A 26,263-nucleotide genomic window follows, 5' to 3' on the forward strand; every position below is an offset into this window, starting at 1 on the left:
ACCGCGAGCGGTGGTTAAAGCACTAATCAACAGTTTAAACGGGGGAGAAGCTCCCCCCTTGAGTGAGGTTGATTCGGTAAGAACCTGTTTTGCTAATGTATTAGTAGCCTTTCAAGTGATCGATATATTCCGGTAGGAATAGAGAGATCTGCGGCACATAAGTGATAAGCATTAGGAAACCTAACAGTAGGCATAGCCATGGTAGGCAGGCCTTGATAACCCAGACCATGTTCTGCCCGGTTATCCCGGCGGTGACAAAGAGGTTGAGTCCCACCGGTGGGGTGAGCATCCCGATCTCCATGTTTACAACCATGATGATACCTAGGTGAATTGGGTCGATACCTAGCTGCGTTGCGATTGGGAACAAGATCGGCGCCATGATCAATAGGATCGCTGATGGCTCCATGAAGTTACCTGCAATCAGTAGCAAGATGTTTACTACGATCAGGAAGCCCCACGCTGGTAGACCCCAAGCTAGAATCTGCTCTGCAATCGTGTGTGGAATACGCTCTGTTGTAAGAACGTGTGCAAACAGCATTGCGTTAGCAATGATGAATAGCAGCATCATGGACACTTTAGACGCATCGATCAGTACTTTACGTACTTCTGGATCGTTAACAGATTTTGGTAGCGCCCAAAGCATTTGTAGCGCATTACGAATAGCAGCAGTGATTAGGTTCTCGCCATCTTTCTTCCATGGCACACCTTTCATCGGGCCAATATCACGGTAACCCATTACCGCAATAAAATAGCCGTATACTGCAGCTACTGCTGCCGCTTCCGTTGGAGATGCCACACCACCGTAGATAGAACCTAGTACGATGAAGATCAGCATCAAACCACCCATCGCGATTAGGCCAGACTTAGCCAACGCGCGGAAACCTGGGAACGGCTGAGATGGGAGACCTTTAACACGCGCAACGATGTAGATAGCGATCATTAGGATCAGACCCATCATTAGACCCGGGATGAAACCCGCCATAAACATACGTGAAGCCGAAACTTCAGTCGCCGCAGCGTATACCAGCATTACGATAGACGGTGGGATCAAGATACCCAAAGTACCCGCATTCGCGATTACACCAGCAGCGAAAGACTGTGGGTAACCAGAACGCACCATACCCGCGATACAGATAGTACCGATCGCTGCCACTGTTGCTGGAGATGAACCAGATACCGCAGCAAATAGCATACACGCCATTACCGACGCCATCGCCAGACCGCCTCGGATATGACCCACGGTATCAACCGCGAAGTTAATCAAACGTTTTGCTACCCCCCCGGTAGACAAGAACGCAGAGGACAGGATGAAGAACGGGATCGCTAGTAGCGTGTAATGTTCTGAAGTCGCCTCAAACAGTTTCAATGCAATCGATGCAAGCGAGTCATTTGAGAACAACAAAATAGTGGTTACAGAAGATAGGCCCAATGCGATAGCAATCGGCATACCGATGATCATGCACCCAAACAGAGTGATAAACAGTACAGCAATAGTCATTTATTTATCCTCCTGCTTTTTTTGATTTTGGCTGTCATTAGGATCGCCCAAAGCGGTGTCTTTCAACTCGTTAGCGATCTCCATTGACTCTTCTGCTTCATCTGCGAAGTGGAAGCCATCAGCTTCTTTAGTTAGAACTTTCCAGCCCAGCTCTAAGAAGCGAATGATCAATAGAACAAAACCGATCACCAAAATACTCATTGGGATCCATTTCGGTACCGGAAGATCTTCCAGCTCGATACCGATCATCTTCATCTTGCTGATGTAGATCCAAGAGCCATACAAGAACAGTCCGCAGTAAACCAAGCACAGGCCAACAGCAACCAAAGTGACTAAACGATGCGTGTTTTCAGGCATCAGTTTTACAAAAACATCCACGCCGATATGCGCACCTACTTTGACACCATAAGAAGCACCAAAGAGTACAAACCATGCAGCGAGTAAAAGGGTCACTTCCTGTGCCCAATGGATACCGGCGTTAAAACCAAAGCGCGCTACCACTTCAGCAAATACCAGTAATGTCATTGAAACTAGAAGCAGGGATAAAAAGCCCTCTTCCAATTTTGTTACAAGATTACGAACCATATACAGCTCCCCTAGCGACTCACGTCGTTAATAGGTTTTTTCAAAAGGAGATATTCACAGGACAACCTACGGCTAACGCCGTTAATCGTTCTCCTCTGAACATAACCGAGCGGGCAAAGCCCACCCGGTTAAGTGACGTGATATTAGTTGCTTGCTTCAGCAGCTTTGATCAGATCAGCACCGATCTCATCTTCAAACTGCTTCCATACAGGCTTCATTGCTTCAACCCACTGAGCACGCTCTGCGTCAGTTAGGCTCACAACTTGAGAGCGCTTAGAATCGATGATTTTCTGCTTATCAGACGCAGCTTTTTCAGCAGCGATGCCATTACCGTGCTTGATCGCTTCGTCTAGAGCTTTCTTAACTTCAACTTTCAGATCTGCATCAAGACCCATCCAGAACTCAGCAGAAGTTACTACTAGGTAGTCCAGTACACCGTGGTTAGATTCAGTGATGAAAGGCTGAACTTCGAAGAACTTCTTAGAGTAGATGTTTGACCAAGTGTTTTCCTGACCATCGATCGCTTTAGTCTGTAGAAGTGTGAATACTTCAGAGAAAGGCTTTTTCAGTGGAACAGCGTCTACAGCTTCAAACTGAGCCTGTAGTACGTCAGATGTCATGATACGGAATTTTTTGCCTGAAGCATCAGCTGGTACTTTAAGTTCTTGGCTTGCAGAAAGCTGCTTCATACCATTGTGTAGGTAACCTAGACCCACTAGACCTTTGCTCTGAAGAGAACCTAGTAGTTTTTGACCATCAGGGCTGTTTTGGAATTTTTCTACAGCAGCCATATCTTTAAACAGGAAAGGCAGATCGAAGATCTGAAGCTTTTTAGTGAACTTCTGGAATTTAGATAGAGAAGGCGCAGCCATCTGCACATCACCTAGCAACATCGCTTCCAAAACTTTGTTATCACCAAATAGCTGAGAGTTAGGGAATACTTTAACTTCAACTTTGCCAGCTAGACGCTCATCTACTAGCTCTTTGAATTTAAGAGCCATCTGGCCTTTTGGTGTGTTTTCAGCAACCACGTGAGAAAACTTAATTTCTACTGGGGCTGCAACAGCAGCTTGTGCTCCTAGAGTTAGTGCAAGGGAAGTTACCGCAGCGGTCAGTAAACGCATTGTGCATCTCCTGTTTAATTGAATTTAATTATGTTTGTTTTGTTTGAAATTCAGCGCTTTCTGTTTTTAGGCGTCACAGAACTTTCTGAACTCATGACACTAGGAGCAAAGTTAGGGCCAACTGTTAAAAATATTTTTCCTAAAGCCCTGTAGCGCCTATAAACATTGAGACACAGGTTAAACACGTGTTTTAAGATGAGATTAAAGCGGCCAGAAAAATTGGCGGAAACCCACCCATTTATCATTTTAAAATAAGTGAATTCCCATCCATCTGTGTTTTATTTATTGAACCAGCATCCAAAAATAACGTTTTATTGATCTACATCGAAAGAACAAAGCACCTTAGGCTTGTGTGTAATATCAGCTTCGCCTTATGATGAGTTACTGACTATGCTAACCACTATTATAAAAATGACGTCACTAATGACGGGAGCTGAAGTGTGAAATTGGATGGCCTATCAATTCAAACAAAGGTAAACATTTCTCTAGCAGTAGTGTTCCTGATTATCCTGGTTAGCTCTCTAACCGCGATTTACCGTAGTGAAACACAATTAGTTTCTGAAGTTGTACAACGTACAACCACTGAAACGGCTGATTCCTACTTTGACAGTATCAATATTCTGATGCTGAGCGGCGCTATGTCTAACCGCGAAACCTTACAGAAAAAGATCCTTGCTAACCCAGACGTATTAGAAGCTCGTATCATCCGTGCCGACAGTATCTCTAAAGTTTATGGGCCCGGCACCGCAGACTCCAAAGTTGTTGATGATCTAGATAAACGCGCGATGCAAGGTGAACAGGTTATTGAAGAGATTGATGATGAAAAAGGCCACCGCCTAACTGTTGTCACGCCAATGAAAGCACTGCCTGACTATAAAGGTACTAATTGCTTACTGTGCCACCAAACCGCTGAAGGTGATGTATTAGGTGCTGTACGTGTCACCTACTCTTTTGAAAATCTTGATAACACCATTCGTGCTAACTTGATCAGCGTAGCATTAACCGAGCTAGTGCTGTTTATTATCGGCTTAATACTAATTAGCTTGTTGCTAGGACACCTAGTGGTACGTCCAGTTAAACGTATGGGTAAAACGATCAACACCATTCATAAAAATTCTGATCTTAAACTTCGTATAGATGTGAATTCCAAAGATGAAATCGGCACGATGTCGACATCACTGAACACTATGCTGGAAGATTTCCACTCCAGCCTCAGCAAAGTGAGCTCTACCGTTCATCAATTGAGTACCTCCAGTACTTCTATTAATGACATCGCTGATATGGCAAATAGCGCGGTTAATAATCAACAGATACAAACCAGTGCTGTCGCTTCTGCTATGGAGCAGATGGAAGCAGCCACTAAGAGCGTTGAAGCCAGTGCTGAAAATACGGTATCAGCATCTGATCTTGCCCTTGAACAAAGCCAGGAAGGCACCCAAATTACTCAGCAAGCGATCAATGCCATTGATTCCCTGAAGAGCAATATTGACCGTGCACTGAGCGTTATCAACAAACTGGATGAACAAAGCCAAAGTGTCGGTACCGTATTAGAAGTTATTCAGAAAATTGCTGAGCAAACCAACCTGTTAGCGCTTAATGCTGCAATCGAGGCGGCCCGTGCCGGAGAGCAAGGTCGAGGCTTCGCAGTGGTAGCGGACGAAGTCCGTACCCTGGCAAGTAAAACTCGTAACTCGACTGAAGAGATCAACGCGATTATCGAAGAGCTGCAAAACGATGCGCGTGATGCGGTATCCGTTATGGATCAGGCTCATGCAAGTGCAGAAGCTGGCGTCGCTAAAGTACAGGAAACATCGGATGCGCTGATCAAAATTGCCGAAGAGGTTCGTGCGATTAACGATATGAACCATATGGTTTCATCATCGGTTAAAGAGCAGACGGAGATGGCTAGTAGCGTTGAATCCAGCGTACATGAGATCGCTCAGACTGCTGAGCACACTTCATCTCGTGCCGGTAAACTGAACCAAGTTGCCCATGAACTGAATACGCTCGCAGGACAGCTAGAGGTTATGGTACAGAAGTTCAAACTGTAAAAAACTATCACTTCAATACAATAAAAGAAGCCGCCAATATGGCGGCTTCTTTTTTGATAGCGCGAGAGGGGATCGCCCTATCTCTTCTCACCCGTCACTACTCGGGCAGCTGAAATACAGCTTTAGAATTTAGCTGTAGCTGTTAGCCACAATTTACTCTTATCATCTTTGGTATCGCCTGCATCATAGTCAGCATATTTCAGACTTAGGCCGTAGTTTTTGCCAAACTTTTTAGCTGCAAGGAAGCCCCACTCTGAACCTAAATCAGCACCGCTATCTTCTGCTTCATAGTCGTGGTAAACCGCAAGCAGCTTAACACCTGCTAACTTAGTACCGACACTGACATATAGATCTTCAATACCATCTGTTGGTGTCACTAAGAACTGATCAGCCCAACCTTGGAACTTATGCTTAGTCGCTAGCGGTGTGTTGAAGCCTTTATCATTGTCACTTTCAAGAACTTCAAAGCCCAGCTTTGCAGTTACACCAGAAACCTTCACGCCACCTTCAAGCAAGTAGTAATCCGGCTTAGAACCATTGTTTTGATCTTGAGTGGCATATTCTGCGGTATAAAGCAGCTTGGTATTACCCGCATCTTGAGAACCGCTAAAACGGACACCGTAAGTATCTAGGTCATAGCCATCTACTTTATCTTCCTCAAAGTTGTAGTAGTAACCTGTTAACGCACCAAATGGCAGACCTTTATATTTTACGTTGAGTAAGTGTGTCTTATGTTTGCTGTCTGACCCTGTAATGCCATGGACATCATTGATGTAAGCGTAAAACACATCCGTATCAGTTAGAGAGCTGTTCTTAACCGATAGGGAATCGTAAGTCTGCTCGTTCTGACGGAAACCTACGCCACCAACAAAACGCTGGTTATCTAAAAGGATACGCTGGCGACCAACCTTTACAGTAGTATCAGACAAACCTGTAAATGCTAAATACGCTTGGTTTACTTCTGTGCCTTCAGGGTCAACGATTTTTGTTTTCGTTCCCATGCCGTTAACGCCGTCGTTGTACTCGACATCGTCCAGTTCAGTTACGTCATCTACTTCAACCAATGCAGATACAGATTTGAATTCATCTGTGTTAAAGGTTAATCGAGACTTTAACGTCAGAGCATTTGCATCTTCAGCAGCAGAATCATCTTCAACATCTTCATAACGTAGACGGAAGCTAACTGAGGTTTCACCATTCTGAAACGCTTCGGCAATAGACTCAGCGGCATAGGCTGAAGGGGTAGAAATAGCTGCGATAGCCGTGGCTAACAACAACTTAGACGGTAGTTGCTTCATTGTTTACTCCTAACTCACAAAATGACTGCGAGTGCTGGAGCAATGCCTATGCCAATAAGCGTAATTTCGGAAAATTCGGCTCAAAAGCCTATAAAAATGTTTAATTTGCACATTTTTAAATCGCCTAATTTAGTACCTGCTTTATTGCAGTGCAGCAAACAAGAAAAAACTAACACCGAGTTAGTGCAAAACCGTCCAGAATTGATCCGACATTTTGAAAGGACATTTACTACAAAAATATTACCTCCCTATCCATTAGATGTAATTTTTTGAGTACGTAATAAAGAATTAAGGAACCTATTTTTCTCAAATGAGTCATTCTTAAGGAAACGGAACCCATTTTGGAGAATCGCAGTGTATACACGCACCATCGCAGCTAGCTTTGCCATCTTAATAGCCACTCAAACTAGCGCTGCCATATTGGACGTAACGGTTCTCAACCCAGATAAATCAGGAGTGAATTCCATCGTACTCTATGCAGAACCTTTGGATCAGCCTGTCCCCAAGATCGAACGTAAAAAAATCGAGATCACACAAAAAGATCGCGCATTTGCACCACATATTACGGTGATGCAACGCCAAGATGAGGTACAGTTCAGCAATAAAGATGACTTTACCCACCATATCTACTCGATCTCCGGCCCAAACCGTTTTTCCTTTAAATTAAAATCAGGCGAATCCAAGGCCCTAGAGGCGTTCGAGCCCGACTCATCCACTGAAACAGTCGCTATGGGTTGTAACATCCATGATTGGATGAGCGGTTTTATACTGATCGTCGATACACCTTATTTTGCTAAAACGACTAAAACCGGCTCTGTTTCATTCGATCTTCACCACTTGGGTAAATATCGCCTAACCTTATGGCATCCGCAGTTAAAAGCGGAAAATAATCGATTAACCCAGATAGTGGACATTAGCCAAGACCAATCACTGACCTGGCAATTAAGCGAAACCTTCTACGAAGTACAGCCAAAGGCTGACGAAGAAGACTTCGAGTTTTTGGATGAATACTAATAATTGGATGAACTGACCATGGGCAGTTTAAAGACCAAAATATTTATATTCTTTGTCGCCTTATTAATGGTGGCTCAAGCAGCATCGCTGTGGATGGTTTACGACGCCAATAATAAGCAAGGCGATGTCCAGATCCAATCGCGGCTTAATGCCGCTGTCTCCGTTTTTGACACCTTATATCAACAACGAAACTACTATCTCCAAGCCTTCGCAGAAACGGCAGCTAAAGACTTTGGTTTGAAAGAGGTATTTGGGGCTGACCAACGCAGTTTTCTGATTGCATTGAATAACCACCGCAAGCGTATTGATGCCGATATAGCGATCGCTGTCGACCAAAAGTTCTCGATTATCGGCCAGCTTATCCGCCGCAATCCAAATGAAAAAATCCGTTTAGGCCCCGAACAAGGCCAACCATTCCCTTCGCCACAATGGTTTGGCGTAGATGGCACGTTTACTAAGCTTTACCAGCAAGAAAACGAGTTATACCAACTCAGTTTTGCACCGTTAAAAAGTGGGCAACAAGTCGTCGGCTGGATCGGCTATGGCTATCAGATTAATACCACCCTAGCGCAAAACTTTGCCGATATTACTGGGCTGAGTATCGAATTCATGTTGCAGCAGGAAGATAGCCAATGGCGCGCTATTGCTGCTGCGATCCCGACAAGCCATCCTCAAGCACCGAGCCAGCAAGGCTTAGCAGTTATTGAAAATCGGGTACCAGATCACCTTTTCGCAACCCAGATCGAAGTAGGTATGGTCAGCAAGAGTCCTCTGCAAGTAACAATATTTGGCTCTCGTTCTAACTTACTGGAAACCCTACAAGAGAACTGGTGGCACTTACTAGCACTTGAAGGCGGCATGGTGACAATAACTATGCTGGCAGCCTATCTCCTTGCAGGCAGTATTACCCAACCGGTCAGAAAGCTTGTACGTCAAGCTCAGTATATTGCGCGCGGTAACTATGAGAGCAGCGTAGATATTAGTGAGAAAAACGAGATGGGGCAGCTTGCAAAAGAATTTAATCAGATGCAGCAAGCAGTCTTGGTTCGAGAACAAAAGATTAGCCACCAGCTCAAGCATAATAGCCTGACCAATCTCCCTAACCGTTTCTCCCTACTCGAAACTCTAGACACCCTGCTGCAGCAAAAAGACACTTTCTTTAGCCTTCTCCATCTGGATATTCGTCGCACACGCACTGTCAATGACACGCTTGGCTACCAGATTGGCGATATGATGATTAAAGAAGTAGGTAAACGCCTGTTGAAGCTCAACGGTGCCAGCCAAACCTTCCACTTAGATGGTGACGAATTCGCCATGTTGATCGAGTGTTCGACCCTGAACGAGCTGGTGCAATGGCAGCAAAAAATTGAGCAAGTAATGGATGACCCTCTCTGTGGTGAAGACACCCTACTGCACTTACAGCTGCAAGTAGGCTTCGCTCGTGTACCTGAAGATGCCGATGACCCACAAACTCTTCTGCAAAAAGCTGATACCGCACTTAGCCATGGAAAAAAAGCACAACAAAGCTTCCAGCAATATCTCCCAGAAATGGATGCCGATGCCAACCGTCGTTTAAGCTTAGTAAACGACCTTAAGGTGGCTATAGCTGAAGGCCAGCTCTGTTTGTTCTACCAACCAAAATTGGATCTAAAAACCGGAAAGATACATCAACTGGAAGCATTAGTTCGCTGGCAGCATCCTATTCAGGGCATGATTCCACCCGATTCCTTTATCTCTATCGCTGAGCAAACAGGTCAGATCGATGCTCTCAGCAATTGGGTAATGAATGAAGCCGCTCGACAGTATCAAGCTTGGGCAGAAATAGGGTTACATCTGTCTATCGCGGTGAACATCTCTGCGGAAAACCTAAAAAACCAACAGTTGATCCGTTCTCTCAAAGGGATTTGGAAAACACATCAACTGCCGCAAAACTCACTTTCCCTAGAAGTAACGGAAAGTGCCGTAGTGAGTGACCCAGAGAGCGCAATTAAAATGCTCTGCGAAATAAAAGATCAAGGGATCAAGCTGTCGATTGATGACTACGGCACAGGTTACTCATCATTAGCTCAGTTAAAACAGATGCCGGTCTCCGAGCTAAAAATCGACCGTTCATTTGTCGATAAAGTTCACATGAGCAACGACGACCAGATCATTGTTAGATCCACCATCCGCATGGCCCATGATATGGGGCTAACAGTTGTCGCCGAGGGCATCGAAGATCAAGAAACTCTGACATGGTTAGAACAACATGACTGTGATTTAGCACAGGGCTATTTCATCAGCCGACCTCAACCAGCGAGCGAACTTAGCAGTTGGCTGCTAGAATCGGAGTACAACCCGTCTTCGATCACAAAGGTTTTACATGGATAGTCGCTGGCTTACAGCATTGACGCTTTTATCTCTGCCTGTACATGCAATTGATGTAGATTTGAAAGGACTCGCTGATATCCGAGCCAGCCACTCTTCTGGTGAACCTAGCTATGTTAGTGGTCAATTCGGAAAGCTCCAAAATTCACCGGGTGGCGACCTATCTTTAGGGCAGCTAGGCCTGAACTTAAAACTAGGTTTGAGTGACCAGCTCAGTTTTGTTGTCGTAGGGAACAGCTTTGTCGATGATGAGAAAAACGAAGTGGGGCTTACCGAAGTATTCCTCAAGTATTCAGGCCTTCCCAGTGAAAGCGGTGTTAGGCACAGCGCTCGCGTCGGTACTTTTTACCCACCCATATCATTAGAGAACAGAGCTACTGCTTGGTCACCTGCTAATACCCTGACTCCTTCCACGATGAACAGCTGGATCGGCGAAGAAGTGCGCACCACCGGCGTAGAATACACGGCAGAGTGGTTAGGAAAGTTCAGAGAGGTCGATTACGATCTAAAGCTCAACACAGGCTTATTTGGCTTTAACGATACCGCTGGTGCGATGCTATCTTGGCATGGTTGGACGCTTAGCAGTCGCCAATCCGTTATCGGCGAAGGCCTCCCTGTGCCACAAACCCCTGCGCAAACGACTTTGCTTACAGATCAAGCAAAAGAGTCTGATCCTTTTCATGAAGGCGATGACCGCCTTGGCTACTTTTTAAATGCCGAATATAAGCTGAAAAAGGAACTACTCCTGCAGGCGGGCTACTACGATAATAACGCCACCCCTTATATGATTGAGAATGGACAATATGGCTGGGAGACTCGGTTTGCCTATACCGGTTTCCGCTGGCAGATCGATAAACAGTGGAGTCTGATGGGTCAGTTGATGCAGGGATCAACGCTAATGCAATCGCCGCAACGCGAGAATGTAGTCGATAACGATTACCGTAGCGCCTATCTAACCTTAAGCTGGCGAAACGGCCCTCATCGAGTATCGACTCGCCTAGAAGAGTTTTCGGTTACAGATCTAGATCAGACGGTTGGCGACAACAATGATGAATACGGTAAAGCTTTTACCCTTAGCTACCGTTACCGCCTCAACCGCCAGTGGTTTCTGTTGAATGAATTCAATTGGATAAACAGTACCAGAGCTGCAAGAGCATACAACCAAGATGACCCGAAGCAGTTAGAACGCCAACTCCAAGTAGCGCTCCGTTACTATTTTTAAGTAAAAATTTACAATTTTTTTGCTGTTCAATGCGTCTTTTTAAAACCTGTTACGTCTAGTTATGTACAACAGAACTAAACAGAGTAAAAAGATGCTTAAAGTTGTCAGTTTTAAAATTTGCCCTTTCGTACAACGGGTTACCGCTTTACTAGAAGCAAAACAGATCCCTTATGAGATTGAATACATCCGCCTACAGGAAAAACCGGAGTGGTTTCTGGAAATGTCACCGCATGGACAAGTTCCCCTTGTTATCACCGATTCAGGCCAAGCTCTCTTCGAATCAGAAGCGCTTATTGAATATATCGAAGAGGTTTACCCGGCTTTAAATTCAGACCGTTCAGCAGAAGAGAAAGCTATCGATCGCGCTTGGAGCTACCTTGCGTCTAAGCTTTACCTTGTTCAGTGCAGCGCTCAAAGAAGCCCTGATAAAACAACGCTCGAACAACGGTCCGAGAATTTACACAAAGCCTTTATCAAAATTGAAAAGGCTCTAGGGAACCAACCTTTCTTCAACAGCTCGGCTATTGGTTTGGTAGATATCGCATGGCTACCGCTTTTACACCGTGCAGATATTATTAATCGCTGTAGCGGTTACGACTTTCTAGGTGACTACCCTAAAATGAAACAATGGCAACAATCTCTGTTAGCAACTGGAATAGCAGGGCAATCTGTGGCAGAAGATTTTGACTCACGTTTTTGTGATTTTTATCTATCTAACGAAACTTACCTTGGGCAAACATGTGCTGCGAATCAAAACAGTAATAACTCAGCATGTGTAAACCACAGTTGCTGTTAATTTAAAGCACCTCTGCTTTCTCTATGCCTAGAGAAAGCAGAAATTCATATCAGCCAGCGGAGTTTTCGATTGAATATAGAAAGCATTTGGCAGCAATACAGTCAGCATCTAAGAGCTTTTCTACTGACCAAAGTCTCCAACCCCGATGATGTTGAGGATCTGTTACAAGAGATCTTGTTGAAAACCCATCAACAAATCAGTTCACTGAAAGCACAGGACAAACTAAAGCCATGGCTGTTTAAAATTGCGACTAACAAGGTGATTGATTTCTATCGCCAACAAGGGCGCGAGATTCCTGATGAAGTCATCGAACAATGGTATACCGATGAACAGAGTACAGAACACGAACTCAGTGCCTGCATACTGCCTTTTATCAACGCACTTCCTTCTAAGGACGCTGACTTACTGAGGGCAATTGATATTGAAGGCCAATCCCAAAAGGGCTACGCAACCGAGTTAGGGGTTAACTATTCAGCGTTAAAATCTAGAGTCCAACGAGCACGCGTTCAGTTACGCCATCTATTTGAAGAGTGCTGTACTCTGGAATTTGATCGTCATGGCAAGGTGATTACATTTGAACCGAAGCATCAAGCCTGCAAACAATGTAAACCCAAAAGAAGTAGAGGCTAATAGCTAGCCCCTATTTAAAGTCTTTCTTATCCAACCCGTACTTCTTCATTTTGTCGTAAAGAGTTTTTCGCGGTAACCCAAGACTGGTTAAGGTCTCTTTGATGGAACCCGCGCAACGTGCAAGCTCAGCCTGAATCAACATACTTTCAAACTGCTCGACTTTATCCGGCAGGCTCATATTGCTATAGCCATCGCTTTCAGTAATTGGTTTATTCTCAAAGTCGAATGTACAACTTTCACCCAAAAGCACATAGCGCTCGGCCAGATTGCGAAGTTCACGGACATTGCCCGGCCAATCATGGGTCATCAAACTGTGCATTCGTTCAGCCGATAACAGCGGCACCTCTCGACCATATTGCGAAGAAGCAATTAATGAGAAGTGCTGGAACAACAGGCCTATATCTTCACGGCGCTCACGTAGCGGCGGGATATCCACTCGCACAACATTCAGACGGTAATAGAGATCTTCTCGGAAACTCCCCTGTTCGGCAGCCTCACGTAGATCTACCTTAGTTGCTGCGATGACGCGAAGATCGAGCGGAATGACTTCGTTAGCGCCAAGGCGTTCAATTGCCCGCTCTTCCAAGACTCGCAGTAACTTAATCTGCAAGGTTATCGGCATGCTTTCGATCTCATCCAAAAACAGCGTACCGCCATTAGCATGCTCAAACTTACCGATACGACGTGCTTTGGCATCGGTAAACGCGCCCTTTTCGTGGCCAAAGAGTTCAGATTCGATCAAATTTTCGGGTACAGCACCGCAGTTAATCGCGACAAAATTCTGATCGCGGCGATGACTGTGCTCATGAATGTAGCGGGCCATCAGGTCTTTACCTGTACCGGTTTCACCCAAGATCAGAATATCAGCAGGGGTATCCGCAATTGCATGCACTAAACCACGCACTTGGGCGATCATCGAGGTATTCCCGATAATACGCGGGCCCGGCGCGCTCTGCGCTTCCAGCTCTAACTTAAGACGGCGGTTTTCGATAACCAGATTGCGCTTCTCAATCGCTCGGCGCACCACGTCTAACATCAGGTCTGAAGAGAAAGGCTTTTCGATAAAGTCGTAGGCGCCATCTCGCATAGCACCCACCGCCATAGTGATATCACCATGACCGGTAATCAGGATCACTGGTAAAGTGGCATCGAGATTAACCACCTGCTTCATCAACTCAAGGCCATCCATGCCCGGCAGATTGATATCGGTAATTAAAATCCCTGGCCAATCGTCCTGGATAATGGCGAACGCTTGCTCAGCCGTTTCAACGGCTGTCACTTCATAGCCCGCTAATTCAAGGGCCTGTCCAGCCGCTAACCGAATATGTTCTTCATCGTCCACTAAAAGAATCGGCAATAACCTATTCTCACTCATGCGGCTTTCCATTTCTTAATCAACCAATCGTGTTATTAAGGTTATCAGGCTGATCGGCTTTAGGTAAGCAAATACGGAATACGGCTCCACCCTGAGCATGATTGGAGACAGCCAATTCCCCACCCATACTTTCAATAATACGGTGAGAGATCGACAAACCTAACCCTAAACCTTGACCCGCTTTTTTCGTGGTGTAGAAAGGTTCGAATACGCGATTCAACTCCTGCGACGGTATACCCGGGCCGAAATCTCGTACATTAAGGCTGATCTGCTGGTCTTGTTCAGACAAACTGATATCCACCACTGGTTTGGTCTGATTTTCCATCGCTTGCAGAGCATTACTGATCAGATTGACCAATACCTGCTCCAAACGCACGGTATCGCCGAGCACATAAATCCGTTCCAGGCCTGTAGGCCAATTTACCTCTGCATCCGCCTTGCTTAAACGGCCATACATGATCGACATCGCGCCATCATGCACATTTTTAAGACAGACGGGCTCCACGCCACCTGTTGTTTTGCGCGAGAACTCTTTCAGCGGATGAATGATCTTCGCCATTCGCTCGGTCAGGCCACTAATTTCTCTGAGGTTCTTCTCTACCGGTTCAGTTTTACCTAATTCCATAAAGGCTTTGGCATTATCCGCATAAGTGCGGATAGCCGTTAACGGCTGATTCAACTCGTGGTTGATACCCGCAGACATCTGACCAAGCACCGCTAACTTCGCTGTCTGGATCAGCTCATTTTGGGTGTTCTCGTGCTTGGCGACTTCATCACGAAGCTTCAGGTTGGCATTGGTAAGATCTTCGGTACGCGCCGCAACCCTATGTTCTAGTAGCTCTTGTGCACGCTTTAGATCCTCTTCGTATTGCTTGCGCTGAGTAATATCGTGAATGGTGACGATAAAGCGTTTCACCACGCCATAATCCATATGACCGATAATCAATTCAATTGGGAACTCAGAGCCATCTTTGCGCAATCCTAGCGCCTCTGTATACAGCTCCTGTTGTCGGTCACTATCTGGCGCCGTTAAATGCTGCCAACACAGCGCACGATCGTTCTGGGAAAGGAATTTACTAAAGTATTTACTCCTTACCTCCTGTTCGTCATAACCAAACAGTTTTTCAGCCATCAAGTTCAGGCTTTCAATCCGACCCTGATCATCCAACGTGATTAGACCGGCTTGCGTGTTATCAATGATGGCACGTACACGCTGCTCGCTCGCTTCCAAAGCTTGGGTTTCTTTCAGTTTAAAACGTGCGCGCTCTCGAGTAATACGCTGTCGTGTCAGTAACACTAACACCAACAAGATTAACGCAAGAAAGATAAAACCTGCGGTCAAAGCGGTATAGAACATCCGCACTTTAACCGCCTTCGTACTGGCTAAAACCACCACCGTTAAGCCGCTATCTGGAAGCTCTCTACTTTGCAGAAGAAATTCACGTGGCCGGATGCCATCGAGGGCTTGGTTTTTTATTCGTTTACCGTCCACCAGCGTAATCAAAGTCGCACTATTTTCCTGCGGTGCACGCGAAATAATCTCGAGGGCCGTTAAAGTATGATCACCGTAGCGAAGGCTCTCAGATATACGTTGGATATCAGCTTTGCTCAGTGGGTGTAGGGTTCGGAATTTCCAATCTTCTCGGGTCGAGATAAAGATAACGCCATCTTCATCGGTCACTAGAATATCCAGATCAGGATCGGTCCAATCTGATTCAATTTCGTTGAGATCAATTTTTACAACCACGACCCCAATGATCTGGCTGCGCAGATAAACTGGGTATGAGAAATAGTAACCACGCCTGTTAGACACTGACCCCAACGCAAAATAGCGTCCAGGTTTACCTTTAATCGCATCTTGAAAGTAGGGCCGATAAGCGTAATTTTTCCCCATAAAAGAGTACGCTTCAGCCCAGTTACTCGAGGCTATAGCCGTCCCATCCTTGTCCATCAGATAGACATCAGTCGCATTAATCGAATTATTAACAGATTCTAAATAGACACTGGCCTGACCTGAAAGGAACGCATCTTCAGGCTTGGCTAAAGCTTCGACCAATGTGGAATGTGATGACAGTAGCGCAGGCAGATCTTTATATCGATCTAACTTCTGCTGCAGGCTCAACAGGTAACGATTGAGATCGGCACCGGAGCGCTGTTGCAGGGTTTGATAGCCTTGAGATTGACTTAGAAATGTAATTTGCCCAACCACCAAAAGGAATGCAAAAGCCAATACGACAAAGAAAAGCAGCCGATACTGACGCCAGCGAAGTGATTGAGTCTGTGGCATAAAACCTAGCCTGTCTGTGCAAAAAGGGCTTTTATTAACGTAACTGCAAAAGAAATACTTAATTTCGTTAACATAGTCGCTCTATACTAAGGTATATATTCTTGAACGCCAAACATGGTATTAAGGATTAAGGAACCTGCGAACAATTCCTATCCGGCTTTGCTATCCCCTTTTTTTGGGGAGGGGCAGGCTCCTCAATACATAACTATATTATTTGCGTAATCTGAAGAAGGGACTAATTACTCTTATGCTGAAACGAACCAAAATTGTAGCAACCTTGGGTCCATCCACCGATGAACCTGGTGTTTTGGAAGATATTTTAAGAAACGGCGTAAACACTGTACGTCTAAATTTCTCCCACGGCAGCGCGGATGACCATCGCCGTCGTGCCAGTGAGGTCCGTAAAGCAGCACGTAAACTGGGTTTATCTATCGCAATTTTAGGCGACCTACAGGGACCTAAAATTCGTATCGCACGATTTAAAGACACAAAGATTCAACTAGAAACAGGCGATACTTTTTTTCTAGATTCAGAACTCGGTAATGAAGATGGCGACCAAACCCAAGTCGGTATCGATTACAAAGCCTTGCCAGAAGATAGCCAAGCAGGCGATATCCTATTACTCGATGACGGCCGCGTTCAGTTGAAAGTCACCGCGGTTAACGGCTCACGTATCGAAACCGAAGTGATCATTGGTGGTCCGCTTTCCAATAACAAAGGTATCAACCGTCAAGGTGGCGGCCTTTCTGCTGCCGCTCTGACAGAGAAAGACCGTCGCGATATTAAAGTCGCTGGTGATATCGATATGGATTATATCGCCGTATCTTTCCCTCGTAGCGCGGCCGATCTTCACGAAGCACGCGAACTACTAGATCACGCGGGAAGCCGAGCAGAGATTATCGCTAAGGTAGAACGTGCCGAAACTGTAGCTAGCAACGAAGCGCTGGATGAGATCATCTTAGCCTGCGATGGGATTATGGTAGCCCGTGGCGACCTAGGCGTAGAGATTGGCGATGCCGAGCTAATTGGCGTGCAGAAACACCTGATCAAACGCTCTCGTGAACTCAATCGTTTTGTGATCACTGCGACACAGATGATGGAAACCATGATCGAAAACTCTATGCCGACCCGTGCTGAAGTCTTCGACGTTGCTAATGCGATTTTAGATGGTACCGATGCGGTGATGTTATCTGCTGAAACAGCGGCGGGTAAGCACCCTGTGGAAGTGGTTAAGTCGATGACTTCGATCTGCCAAGGCGCTGAGAAACATCAGTTGTCTCGCCCTGCTCCAACCAACATCACACAAAAGCTGGAACGTTTCGATGAAACAATTGCACGCTCAGCAATGTATACGGCGAACAATTTATTGGGTGTTAAAGCAATCATCTGCTTAACCGAGTCGGGCTCCACTCCGCTGTGGATGTCACGTATCCGTTCAGGTCTGCCGATCTTTGCAGTAACACGCAATGAACGCACTATGCGCCGTACTGCACTGTACCGTGGTGTAGAGCCGATCTTCTTCGATGCAACGCAGATCGAAAAAGAGAAGCTAAACGAAGAGATTCTGGCGGGCCTTAAAGCTCGTAACCTTTTAGAAACTGGCGATCTTGTTATCCTCACCCGCGGGGCATCCCTCGGTGAAGATGGTGGCACTAACTCTATGCAGGTTTTAGCGGTTCAATAAGCCATGATGAGGGGAAGCATTTGCTTCCCCTCAAACTTTTTTGAATGTAAAAAAGTGTATATACAGTTGCAGTTACCCAGCAATTGATTTTAATTTATCAGTTGCACACTTTTTGAGTGAGAGTAACTGTCACATGTTCCCCACCCCACTGCGGACTTTTTCCAGAAACAAGGCTGCTTCAGCCCTGTTAACTATTCTATTTTTAATCCCGACGCTGGCGCATGCCAAAGCGATGCCCGTTCGTGTTGAAACCGCCATAGCAGAGCCTTTTGAAGAGACGCTAACATTGCATGGTACGTTGAAAGCAGAGCTATCGGCCAACCTATCCTTAGCCGCTGAAGGGATCGTTAAAAACCTAAGTGTCGATATTGGCAGTCAGGTCAACCAAGATGATCTGATTCTGAGCCTCGATGATGAAATCACCCGTCAGAACCTACTCAAATCCAAGGCGCAGACAACATCAGCTCAAACTCAGCTAAATGAAGCTTACCGTCAGTTGAAAGAGGGTGAGCTACTGCGTAAGAAAAAACACATCGCACAAAATAAGCTGATTTCCCTACGTGTGGCCCGCGATGTTGCTCGATCAGATCTTGCCGCAGCTAAAGCTGAACAAGAACGTTTCCAGCATGAGTTAGGCCAGCACCAACTGCTCGCACCATTTGCCGGTATCATCACCGCTAAGCAAACAGAGAAAGGGGAATGGCTCAGTAGCGGCAATCCAGCAGTGACTCTGGTCTCTTTAGACAAAATTCTATTGGATGTGCAGATCCCTCAAGCCTATTTCAGTCGCATGCAGGAGATCACGACCATCACCATCTATCCCGATACTGCCCCTAATACTGCGATTGAAGGTTTGGTAAAAACAGTGGTGCCAGTGGGCTCGCAGCAAAGCAGAACATTCCTAACCCGCTTTAAGCCAGTGCAAGCGAACCCGTTATTATTGCCGGGCACCTCTGCCAAACTGGAACTTAACTTTGCCAAAGAACAAAACGTAGTAATGGTATCTCGCGATGCTATTTTGCATCACGCCGATGACGGTAACAGCGTATTTATCGTGGTGGATGGCAAAGCTGAACGCAGACCGGTGGCGTTAGGCAAGATCAAAGGCGATAAGATCCAGATCATTAAAGGGATCAATGCCAATGATCAGGTTGTTATACGCGGTAACGAGCTATTACGCGAAGGCGCAGAAGTCACTCTGCAGCCTTAAGGTTTTCACAAGATTCTAAAGAGGAATACGTTGCCCATGCTAGGAGCAATTATTCAACAAGGCCGCCTACTAGCCGTTCTGGTATTGATGGTCTGTTTATTGGGCGTGGTAGCCAGCCTGAAGATGCCGGTGCAAATGATCCCTGATCTGGACGCACAAGTGATTGAGATTGAGACCCGCTGGTCAGGAGCAACGCCACGAGACATTGAACAAGAGATCTTGTTAGAACAAGAACGTCATCTACGCACTCTGCCGAATCTAGCATTTATGGAGTCGATCGCTTCGACTGGTAAAGCCGAGATCATTTTAGAGTTTCCACCCAAAACCAACCTTGACCAGGCGATGATCAAAGTCACCAACGCGCTTAATCAAGTGGCGGGCTACCCTGATAATGTCGACCAGCCGAGTGTAAGAATCAGCTCCTTCTCTGCTAACCCCTTCCTCTATTTTTCCGTGGTACCTGAAGCAGGAAATCCATTTAACCTCGATATGGACATGACCAGCGATTTTATTGATCGTCAGGTACGTCCAGTGATGGAAAGGGTTCCGGGGGTTTCACAGGTATCTATGCGCGGGAAAACCGAGCGCCAAATTCAGATCCATATTGAGCCGGACCAACTTGCCCAACGCGGGCTAAGCATGGCGGATGTTAAAAGTGCGATCCAAACCCGTAATAGAGATATTTCTGCTGGCGATATTGAAGAGGGTAAACGCCGCTATTTACTGCGTACTCAAGGTCGCTTCAATGACTTAGAGGAACTGAGCAACCTTATTATTCGCCACGAAAATGGCGTTAGCACTTACCTGAAAGATGTTGCCGACATCAAACTCGATCATTATGAAACTAACGGCGTCGCTTATGTAGCCGGTGAGCGAGCGATCACTTTAGGGGTTCGTAGAGAACCCAGTGCCAACGTTATTCAAATCAAACAAGACATGCTGCAAGCAGTCGAACAACTACGCCGCGATGTGCTTAAACCCAACGGCATGCGTATAGAGCTGATCGGAGATGATGTTCGCTATGTAGAAGCCTCTATCAAAAGCGTGGTGCTAAACCTCTGCTTAGGTGCGTTACTGGCAAGCCTTGTTCTATACGTATTTATGCGCTCTGGCCGTGCAACACTCTTCTGCCTGCTTGGACTCCCTGTTTGTACCATCGCCGCGTTTATCGGCTTAATGATGTTTGGTCGCAGTATCAACGTAATCTCCTTAGCCGGGATTACCTTTGCGATTGGTATGACTCTTGATAATAGTATCGTAGTGCTCGAAAGCATCGAGCAGAAACTACGCCAAGGCATGGATCGGATTGAATCAGCCATTGCTGGAGTAAAAGAGGTGTGGACTGCCGTCATCGCCTCCAGTGCCACGACCGTTCTAGTGTTTACGCCGATCTTTTTTGTCGAGCAGGAAGCAGGGCAACTTTATTCCGATATCGCAATTACCGTCTCCGCTTCCATTTTAGCTTCTATGCTGTTTGCGCTGTTTGTCGTGCCTTCTGCCTGCGCATTCTTTGGTTTATCGACTAAATCGGACGATAAGCAATATCAACAGGGCAAAATCATGCAGCTGATCACTTGGCTAAATGATGGTTTCAAACGCCGGATAACGGTCATCGCGCTGAGCACCTTCGCAACCTTAGGGTTAGCTATTGCGTTTATGCCAGCAGCCGAATACCTACCCGAAGGTGAAGAGCCAAAGTCATTTTCGATGATGTTTGCCCCTGCCGGTTACAGCTACAAAGAGATGTCCCTGATTGGCGCAGAGGTGAAAGAAAAAGTCGATCTAGCCGTGCAACAGCAACCGAAAGACTACATACCCGAACAAGGGATGATTCCGGCGTTACGTTATTACCTGCTCTATATCGGCTCAGGTTCCGTGTGGTTGCTGAGTGAGCCTAAAGACTATGACCATCAAGAGCCGATGATGAAAGAGATCACTCAGTTCTTTACAAGCTATCCGGGTATGCGCGCCTTTTCATCGCGAGGTTCAATTATCTCAAGCAACCAAGGCGGTACCCGTACTGTAGTGCTTAATGTTTCTGGTGCTGATCAACAAGCCCTCTTCACCACCGCGCAAAATGTGATGACTCGCGCAAAAGAGATGTTTGATAACCCACGTTTGGATTCAGAACCCAAATCCCTCTCTTTAGATCAACCTCTGATACAGATCTTGCCGAAGTGGCAAAGACTGGCTGAATTAGGGATCAAAGCGGAAGATTTCGGTATCGCAGTGGCCGCATTCAGCGATGGCGCTTATGTCGGTGAATTTATCGATGGCGATAAGAAAGTCGATATGCTGCTCTACAGCCAACTCAATGCAGCAAAAAGCATTGAGCTACTCAGCCAAACACCGATTTCTGTTCCGGGTGGCGGTGTTCTACCTTTATCAGCACTGGCCGAGATTAAAGAGACTGTCGCCAGTGAAGATATTCGTCGTATCGAAGGTCGTCGTACCGTCTCCGTTTACATCCTGCCACCGCCAACCGTGGCACTAGAAACGGCAGTCGAGAAAGTAAGAACCGAATTAATCCCGTTGATGAAAGCTGAGGGCGAAATTCTACCGAAAGTCAGCATCAGTATTTCCGGTGCAGCGGACCAACTGGATGCGACTCAAACCGCCCTGTTTAATAACTTTATCGTCGCAGCTTTACTGATATACCTACTTCTAGTCGTAATTTTGTCCCACTGGAGTTATCCAAGCCTCATTCTCACCACGGTGCCTTTAGGTATCGCCGGTGGCGTTGTCGGTTTAGTCGCAGCCAATATGCTCGGTGAACTATTACAACAAACAGGCTTGCCGGGCTTCTATCAAGCCTTCGATATGATCACTATGCTGGGCTTTGTAATCCTTCTCGGGACCGTGGTGAACAACCCAATCCTGATCGTCTGCCAAGCGCGGGATAACTTACACTTAGGCAAAACCTCTATCGTAGACGCGGTAAACCAAGCCGTCGCCAAGCGACTCAAACCGATTCTGATGTCCACAGTCACAACAGTATTTGGGTTGGCGCCATTGGTCTTTATTCCGGGCGCAGGCACCGAGCTTTATCGAGGTGTCGGTATCGTGGTTATGATGGGAATCCTGTTCTCTGTGATCATCACCCTGGGCTTCCTACCCTGCCTACTCATCTGCTGGTTCCAACTACAACAACGTTTTGGCAAGCAGAAAACAGAAGAAGCCGCATAATCAGAGGGGCCAATAACGGCCCTTTATCTGATAAATTAGCACGTCAGATTGAATTAATTGAGGCAGTTTAGGTCGAAAGCGCAAACTAACTGTTTCGATGCAGCAATTTAATATTCCCTCAATTATAATGTTGCCCCTCAACGAGTGACTTAAAGGATCGACTTTTGTCTTCAGCACTAGAACAAAAGCTAGATTGGCTTAACCAAGCAGGCCATTCTGGGCTGCTAACCCAGCTACAACACGGTATAGAGAAGGAAGGCTTACGTGTTGATGATCAACGCAGATTAGCTCAAACCTCTCATCCGCAAGCTCTAGGTTCAGCGCTCACTCACGCTCATATCACCACTGATTATTCGGAAGCGTTACTGGAATTTATTACGCCCGTTTTCGAAAAGTCCTCTGATGCCCTGAATTTCCTTGCAGATCTTCATCGCTATACCTATCAGAAACTCGATAAAGAGCAGATCTGGCCAGCCAGCATGCCATGCTTGTTGCCGCCAGAGAAAGAGATTCCTATCGCTCGTTACGGCTCATCAAACGTCGGCCAGATGAAATACATCTACCGCGTAGGTTTAGAGCATCGCTACGGTAAAGTGATGCAGACCATTGCCGGCATTCATTACAATTTCTCTCTCCCTGAAGCATTCTGGCCGCTTTACCATAGTTTTTCAGGCAGTGAACTATCACTACAAGATTTCCGATCCGCTGCGTATTTCGGCCTGATCAGAAATTTCCGTCGTTATTCCTGGTTACTGATCTATCTCTTTGGTGCCTCTCCGGCTTTATGTAGCTCTTTCCTAAAAGGTAAAAAGCACAACCTAAAAGAGATGGGCAAAGGCACGTTGTATCTGCCTTATGCGACTTCATTGCGAATGAGCGACCTTGGCTACTCCAACAAAGCTCAAGCTAGCCTAAATATCTGCTTTAACCATCTAGATACCTACGCAAAATCTCTAGAGAGCGCGATCCGTACGCCTTACCAGCAATACGAAGAGATCGGCGTTAAAGTAGACGGTGAATATCGACAGCTAAACACGAATGTTTTACAGATTGAAAACGAATACTACAGCGATATTCGCCCTAAACGCGTCACAGAATCCGGTGAAAAACCGATTCATGCGTTGATGTCTAAGGGCGTGGAATATATCGAAGTACGTAATACCGATATCAATCCATTCCTGCCTCTAGGTATCGATCAGATCCAAGCCGATTTCTTAGATCTGTTCTTGGTAACCTGCCTACTGATGGACGACAGCGAGATCAGCAATACTGAGTGTGAGCAGATTCAAGATAACCACCAGCAGGTGGTCACTCGCGGCCGTGAACCAGGTCTAACCCTGATCAACAACGATCAGACGGTTACCTTGAAGGATTGGGGTATCGAGCTTCTTGCAGAAATGGCGAAAACGGCAGCGCTGTTTGATCAAGCACACAATAGCGGTCAATTTAGCGAAGCAATTAAAGCCCAAAAAGCTAAGCTGCTAGATCCTGAGCTAACGCCATCAGCGCAAGTACTGAAAGAGATGCAGGAGCAGAATTTCGACCACGGTGATTTTGTGATGCAACAAGCACAGCGCCATAAAGAAACTCTGCTATCCGAAGCACCTTCATCAGAGATGGCAGCGATGTTGGAAGAACTCAGCCAAAGCTCCCTTGTGGAACAACAGCAAATTGAAGCGGCTGATCAGCCAGACTTTGATGACTACTTAGCGGACTATATGGCGAACTAAATACCGCCCACTATTGCACCCATAAAAAAGCAGGACACCGAAGTGGCCTGCTTTTTTTGTTTTTGGATAGTGGCTACTGCACTACGAAACTAGTAAAGAACAGGTCAGATACGAAACCTTCACCCTCTTCTTCTACCAAGATATTTTGTACTTTCTTCAGTGCTTTCTTCGCTAGTTCTTGCTGTAGCTCAACTGTACCTACCGTGTCATCAGTCTGAGCACTTAGCAGAAACACAATATCATTACGGATATGCGCCATATGATGGTTTACCGCATGGTGTGCCGCTTCACTTGATACCTGAATCGTTACTTCACATTTCAGGAAGCGCGTTTTACCTACACCACCAAAATTGGTTACAAACGCTTTTAATTCGATGTAATTAACATAGTCATCGGCGGTCTTCTGTTCGTCACCTTCTGCCCAAGTCAGTTGTACAGAGAAAGCCAAAAAAATAAATAAAACCAGTCGCTTAAGCATTGTTCGCCTCAGTCATTCGTCTTCAATAGCAGCAGTATAGCGCGCTATTTCCGGCCCCAACAGGGGCTGATGGACAAAAAATTAACTGTGTTTGACCCTGTTCTATATCAAAGCGGTCGAAAAAACTATTTTTTACTATAGGGACGGTTGCACCCTGAATCGGCTTAGGAATATGATGAGCGAAAGGGTACTACAAAATAGAAATGGTAAATCACCTTTCAATTGAATTTACCAACCCTGTCTACATGGTAGGAAAGGAGCGCAAGATGTTAGAGAAATGCAAAAATGCTAAAGAGCGCTGGGGCGGTGTAAGCGAGATCATCGATTCTTGGCTTGAAGAACGTCAGATGCTGATCAGCCAATTTGTCCATCTGCCTGAACATCACATCAACGAAGAGCTAAACCAAAAAGTACAAGGGTTTTGTCAAACGTTGATGGATTACCTGTCATCAGGTCATTTTGAAGTCTATGAGCAACTGCTATTAGAAGGCAGCGATTTTGATGACGGAAGCTTAGAAGAGGGGCAATCCCTACTTCCTAAAATCCAAGTCAGCACCGATATTGCGCTAGATTTTAACGACGACTTTAACAATCTTCTTGATCCTACAGTGCAGCAGATCCGTGAATTTTCCGAGCGTTTATCTAAACTTGGAGAAGCACTGGAAGAACGTTTCGAACTCGAAGATAAAATGATTGCCGTGCTTCATACCTCCCACAGAGAAGCGGTAGAAGGATAAAAATTAATGCGCTATGGGTTTTACAAACTGCTACTGGCTGGCAGTATCCTCGGATTAACTGGCTGCGGTGGCGGTGATGACCCAAGTTTGTGGAAGGAATATGCACTTACCGGCGCATATTCCGCTGCCTTATCCGAAAATGGCTCCCATAGCGTTATAGGTTCTTTCAACCATGGAGGGAGCCTTTGGCAGAGCAGCAATCACGAGCGCCTGTTTAATTGGAATCATAAACAGGGTGATTTCTCCATTATCGCAGCCACTGCTTTCTCTCCTGAAGGAACCTATGCTGCAACGGCCAATCAGCAAGATCTTGTCCTATGGGATGTCAAAACCGGCAAACCTGAATGGTTCTGGAGCTCACCTGCTGAAATCATGCAGATGGACCTATCCCCGAATGGTGATTTTGCACTGCTTGGCCTAGCCGATCACACGGCTGTGTATTTTGATGTCAAAAACGGCGGTGTCCAACGTACCCTTCGCCATAATGCACGTGTTCGCAGTGTTGATCTAAGTGATGATGGTACCCTTGCGCTAACCGGTTCTGATGCCTACAAAGCTAAGCTATGGAGCATGCAAACCGGCGAGATGCTACGCGAACTAGAGTTCGGCAATGTCGTTGATACAGTCGCGATCTCTCCCAATGCGCAGTTCGCCTTCAGTGCTGGCAGCTTAGATAAAGCGGTTATTTGGGATGTGAATAGCGGCAAAGAGCTACACGTACTAAGCAACATTAAAGATCTTCTGCAAAAACGCGTAAGCTATCTGAGCGCGCGTTTTTCTCCAGATAACTCTAAGTTATTGACCGGCACAGCAGCGGGCTTAGTACAGCTGTGGGATGTTAAAACTGGGGCAGAGCTTCGCACATGGCGAATTCATAAACGCGACCCATACGGTCCGGTACATGCCGGTGTATATGCTGTAGCATTTGGTCAAGGTAAATATTATGCCATTGGCTCTAACGGCATCATGAATGAGCTGAAATAAGCATAAT

The 26,263-nt window shown here is 46.1% G+C and carries 19 protein-coding genes; 12 read left to right on the forward strand and 7 right to left on the reverse strand.

Annotated elements, in window-relative coordinates:
• Window positions 1–100: 100 nt before the first annotated feature.
• The 3 genes from ACMXYW_RS15955 to ACMXYW_RS15965 form a co-directional block, all read right to left on the reverse strand.
• Entirely contained in the window at window positions 101–1,498 is a 1,398-nt protein-coding gene (locus tag ACMXYW_RS15955) for a TRAP transporter large permease (protein ID WP_415882816.1), read from the reverse strand.
• Window positions 1,499–2,083: a TRAP transporter small permease gene (locus ACMXYW_RS15960; RefSeq protein ID WP_415899490.1), complete on the reverse strand. Its 585-nt coding sequence runs from the start codon at window positions 2,081–2,083 to the stop codon at window positions 1,499–1,501.
• A 143-nt stretch (window positions 2,084–2,226) separates the two neighbouring features.
• A complete protein-coding gene (locus ACMXYW_RS15965) occupies window positions 2,227–3,207 on the reverse strand; it encodes a TRAP transporter substrate-binding protein (RefSeq protein ID WP_415904671.1) in 981 nt (326 codons plus the stop codon).
• A gap of 440 nt (window positions 3,208–3,647) precedes the next feature.
• On the opposite strand from ACMXYW_RS15965, the gene ACMXYW_RS15970 reads away from it, so the two are divergent.
• Window positions 3,648–5,258: a methyl-accepting chemotaxis protein gene (locus ACMXYW_RS15970; protein ID WP_415899493.1), complete on the forward strand. Its 1,611-nt coding sequence runs from the start codon at window positions 3,648–3,650 to the stop codon at window positions 5,256–5,258.
• 122 nt (window positions 5,259–5,380) lie between these two features.
• Here ACMXYW_RS15970 and ACMXYW_RS15975 read toward each other — a convergent pair whose 3' ends face one another.
• Window positions 5,381–6,556 carry an alginate export family protein gene (locus ACMXYW_RS15975; protein WP_415904672.1) on the reverse strand — a complete coding sequence of 392 codons (1,176 nt, stop codon included), beginning with the start codon at window positions 6,554–6,556 and terminating at the stop codon, window positions 5,381–5,383.
• Window positions 6,557–6,910: 354 nt separating this feature from the next.
• On the opposite strand from ACMXYW_RS15975, the gene ACMXYW_RS15980 reads away from it, so the two are divergent.
• The 5 genes from ACMXYW_RS15980 to sigZ all read left to right on the forward strand — a co-directional run bounded on the left by ACMXYW_RS15980 (window position 6,911) and on the right by sigZ (window position 12,585).
• Window positions 6,911–7,570, forward strand: a complete 660-nt coding sequence (locus tag ACMXYW_RS15980) for a hypothetical protein (protein ID WP_415904673.1) — start codon at window positions 6,911–6,913, stop codon at window positions 7,568–7,570.
• An 18-nt stretch (window positions 7,571–7,588) separates the two neighbouring features.
• Window positions 7,589–9,940, forward strand: a complete 2,352-nt coding sequence (locus tag ACMXYW_RS15985; protein ID WP_415904674.1) for a putative bifunctional diguanylate cyclase/phosphodiesterase — start codon at window positions 7,589–7,591, stop codon at window positions 9,938–9,940.
• Window positions 9,933–11,159 (forward strand): hypothetical protein, encoded by a 1,227-nt coding sequence (locus ACMXYW_RS15990; RefSeq protein ID WP_415904675.1) that lies wholly within the window; start codon window positions 9,933–9,935, stop codon window positions 11,157–11,159. The genes ACMXYW_RS15985 and ACMXYW_RS15990 overlap by 8 nt, the downstream gene beginning before the upstream one ends.
• Before the next feature lie 91 nt (window positions 11,160–11,250).
• Window positions 11,251–11,955: a glutathione S-transferase family protein gene (locus tag ACMXYW_RS15995; RefSeq protein WP_415904676.1), complete on the forward strand. Its 705-nt coding sequence runs from the start codon at window positions 11,251–11,253 to the stop codon at window positions 11,953–11,955.
• Window positions 11,956–12,024: 69 nt separating this feature from the next.
• Window positions 12,025–12,585 carry an RNA polymerase sigma factor SigZ gene (sigZ, locus tag ACMXYW_RS16000; protein ID WP_415899499.1) on the forward strand — a complete coding sequence of 187 codons (561 nt, stop codon included), beginning with the start codon at window positions 12,025–12,027 and terminating at the stop codon, window positions 12,583–12,585.
• Window positions 12,586–12,595: 10 nt separating this feature from the next.
• On the opposite strand, the gene ACMXYW_RS16005 is transcribed toward sigZ, so the two are convergent.
• Both ACMXYW_RS16005 and ACMXYW_RS16010 read right to left on the reverse strand, forming a co-directional pair.
• Window positions 12,596–13,960, reverse strand: a complete 1,365-nt coding sequence (locus ACMXYW_RS16005) for a sigma-54-dependent transcriptional regulator (RefSeq protein WP_415899500.1) — start codon at window positions 13,958–13,960, stop codon at window positions 12,596–12,598.
• A 19-nt stretch (window positions 13,961–13,979) separates the two neighbouring features.
• Window positions 13,980–16,247: an ATP-binding protein gene (locus tag ACMXYW_RS16010; protein ID WP_415904677.1), complete on the reverse strand. Its 2,268-nt coding sequence runs from the start codon at window positions 16,245–16,247 to the stop codon at window positions 13,980–13,982.
• A gap of 247 nt (window positions 16,248–16,494) precedes the next feature.
• Here ACMXYW_RS16010 and pyk point away from each other — a divergent pair, with 247 nt between their 5' ends.
• From pyk to gshA, 4 genes are all read left to right on the forward strand, one after another.
• Window positions 16,495–17,931: a pyruvate kinase gene (gene pyk / locus ACMXYW_RS16015; protein ID WP_415904678.1), complete on the forward strand. Its 1,437-nt coding sequence runs from the start codon at window positions 16,495–16,497 to the stop codon at window positions 17,929–17,931.
• 133 nt (window positions 17,932–18,064) lie between these two features.
• Window positions 18,065–19,141: an efflux RND transporter periplasmic adaptor subunit gene (locus ACMXYW_RS16020; RefSeq protein WP_415904679.1), complete on the forward strand. Its 1,077-nt coding sequence runs from the start codon at window positions 18,065–18,067 to the stop codon at window positions 19,139–19,141.
• Window positions 19,142–19,177: 36 nt separating this feature from the next.
• Entirely contained in the window at window positions 19,178–22,327 is a 3,150-nt protein-coding gene (locus ACMXYW_RS16025; RefSeq protein ID WP_415904680.1) for an efflux RND transporter permease subunit, read from the forward strand.
• 164 nt (window positions 22,328–22,491) lie between these two features.
• On the forward strand, window positions 22,492–24,057 hold the full coding sequence (gene gshA, locus ACMXYW_RS16030) for a glutamate--cysteine ligase (protein WP_415904681.1): 1,566 nt from the start codon (window positions 22,492–22,494) through the stop codon (window positions 24,055–24,057).
• A gap of 73 nt (window positions 24,058–24,130) precedes the next feature.
• Here the strand turns inward: gshA and ACMXYW_RS16035 are convergent, their stop codons facing one another.
• Window positions 24,131–24,535 (reverse strand): flagellar basal body-associated FliL family protein, encoded by a 405-nt coding sequence (locus tag ACMXYW_RS16035; protein WP_415882830.1) that lies wholly within the window; start codon window positions 24,533–24,535, stop codon window positions 24,131–24,133.
• A 266-nt stretch (window positions 24,536–24,801) separates the two neighbouring features.
• Here ACMXYW_RS16035 and rsd point away from each other — a divergent pair, with 266 nt between their 5' ends.
• Both rsd and ACMXYW_RS16045 read left to right on the forward strand, forming a co-directional pair.
• Window positions 24,802–25,272, forward strand: coding sequence for a sigma D regulator (gene rsd / locus ACMXYW_RS16040; protein ID WP_415882831.1), 471 nt, complete (start codon window positions 24,802–24,804; stop codon window positions 25,270–25,272).
• A gap of 6 nt (window positions 25,273–25,278) precedes the next feature.
• On the forward strand, window positions 25,279–26,256 hold the full coding sequence (locus ACMXYW_RS16045; protein WP_415886244.1) for a WD40 repeat domain-containing protein: 978 nt from the start codon (window positions 25,279–25,281) through the stop codon (window positions 26,254–26,256).
• Window positions 26,257–26,263 lie beyond the last annotated feature (7 nt).

The sequence above is a fragment of the Neptuniibacter sp. QD48_55 genome (assembly GCF_047778115.1).
Lineage (GTDB): Bacteria > Pseudomonadota > Gammaproteobacteria > Pseudomonadales > Balneatricaceae > Neptuniibacter.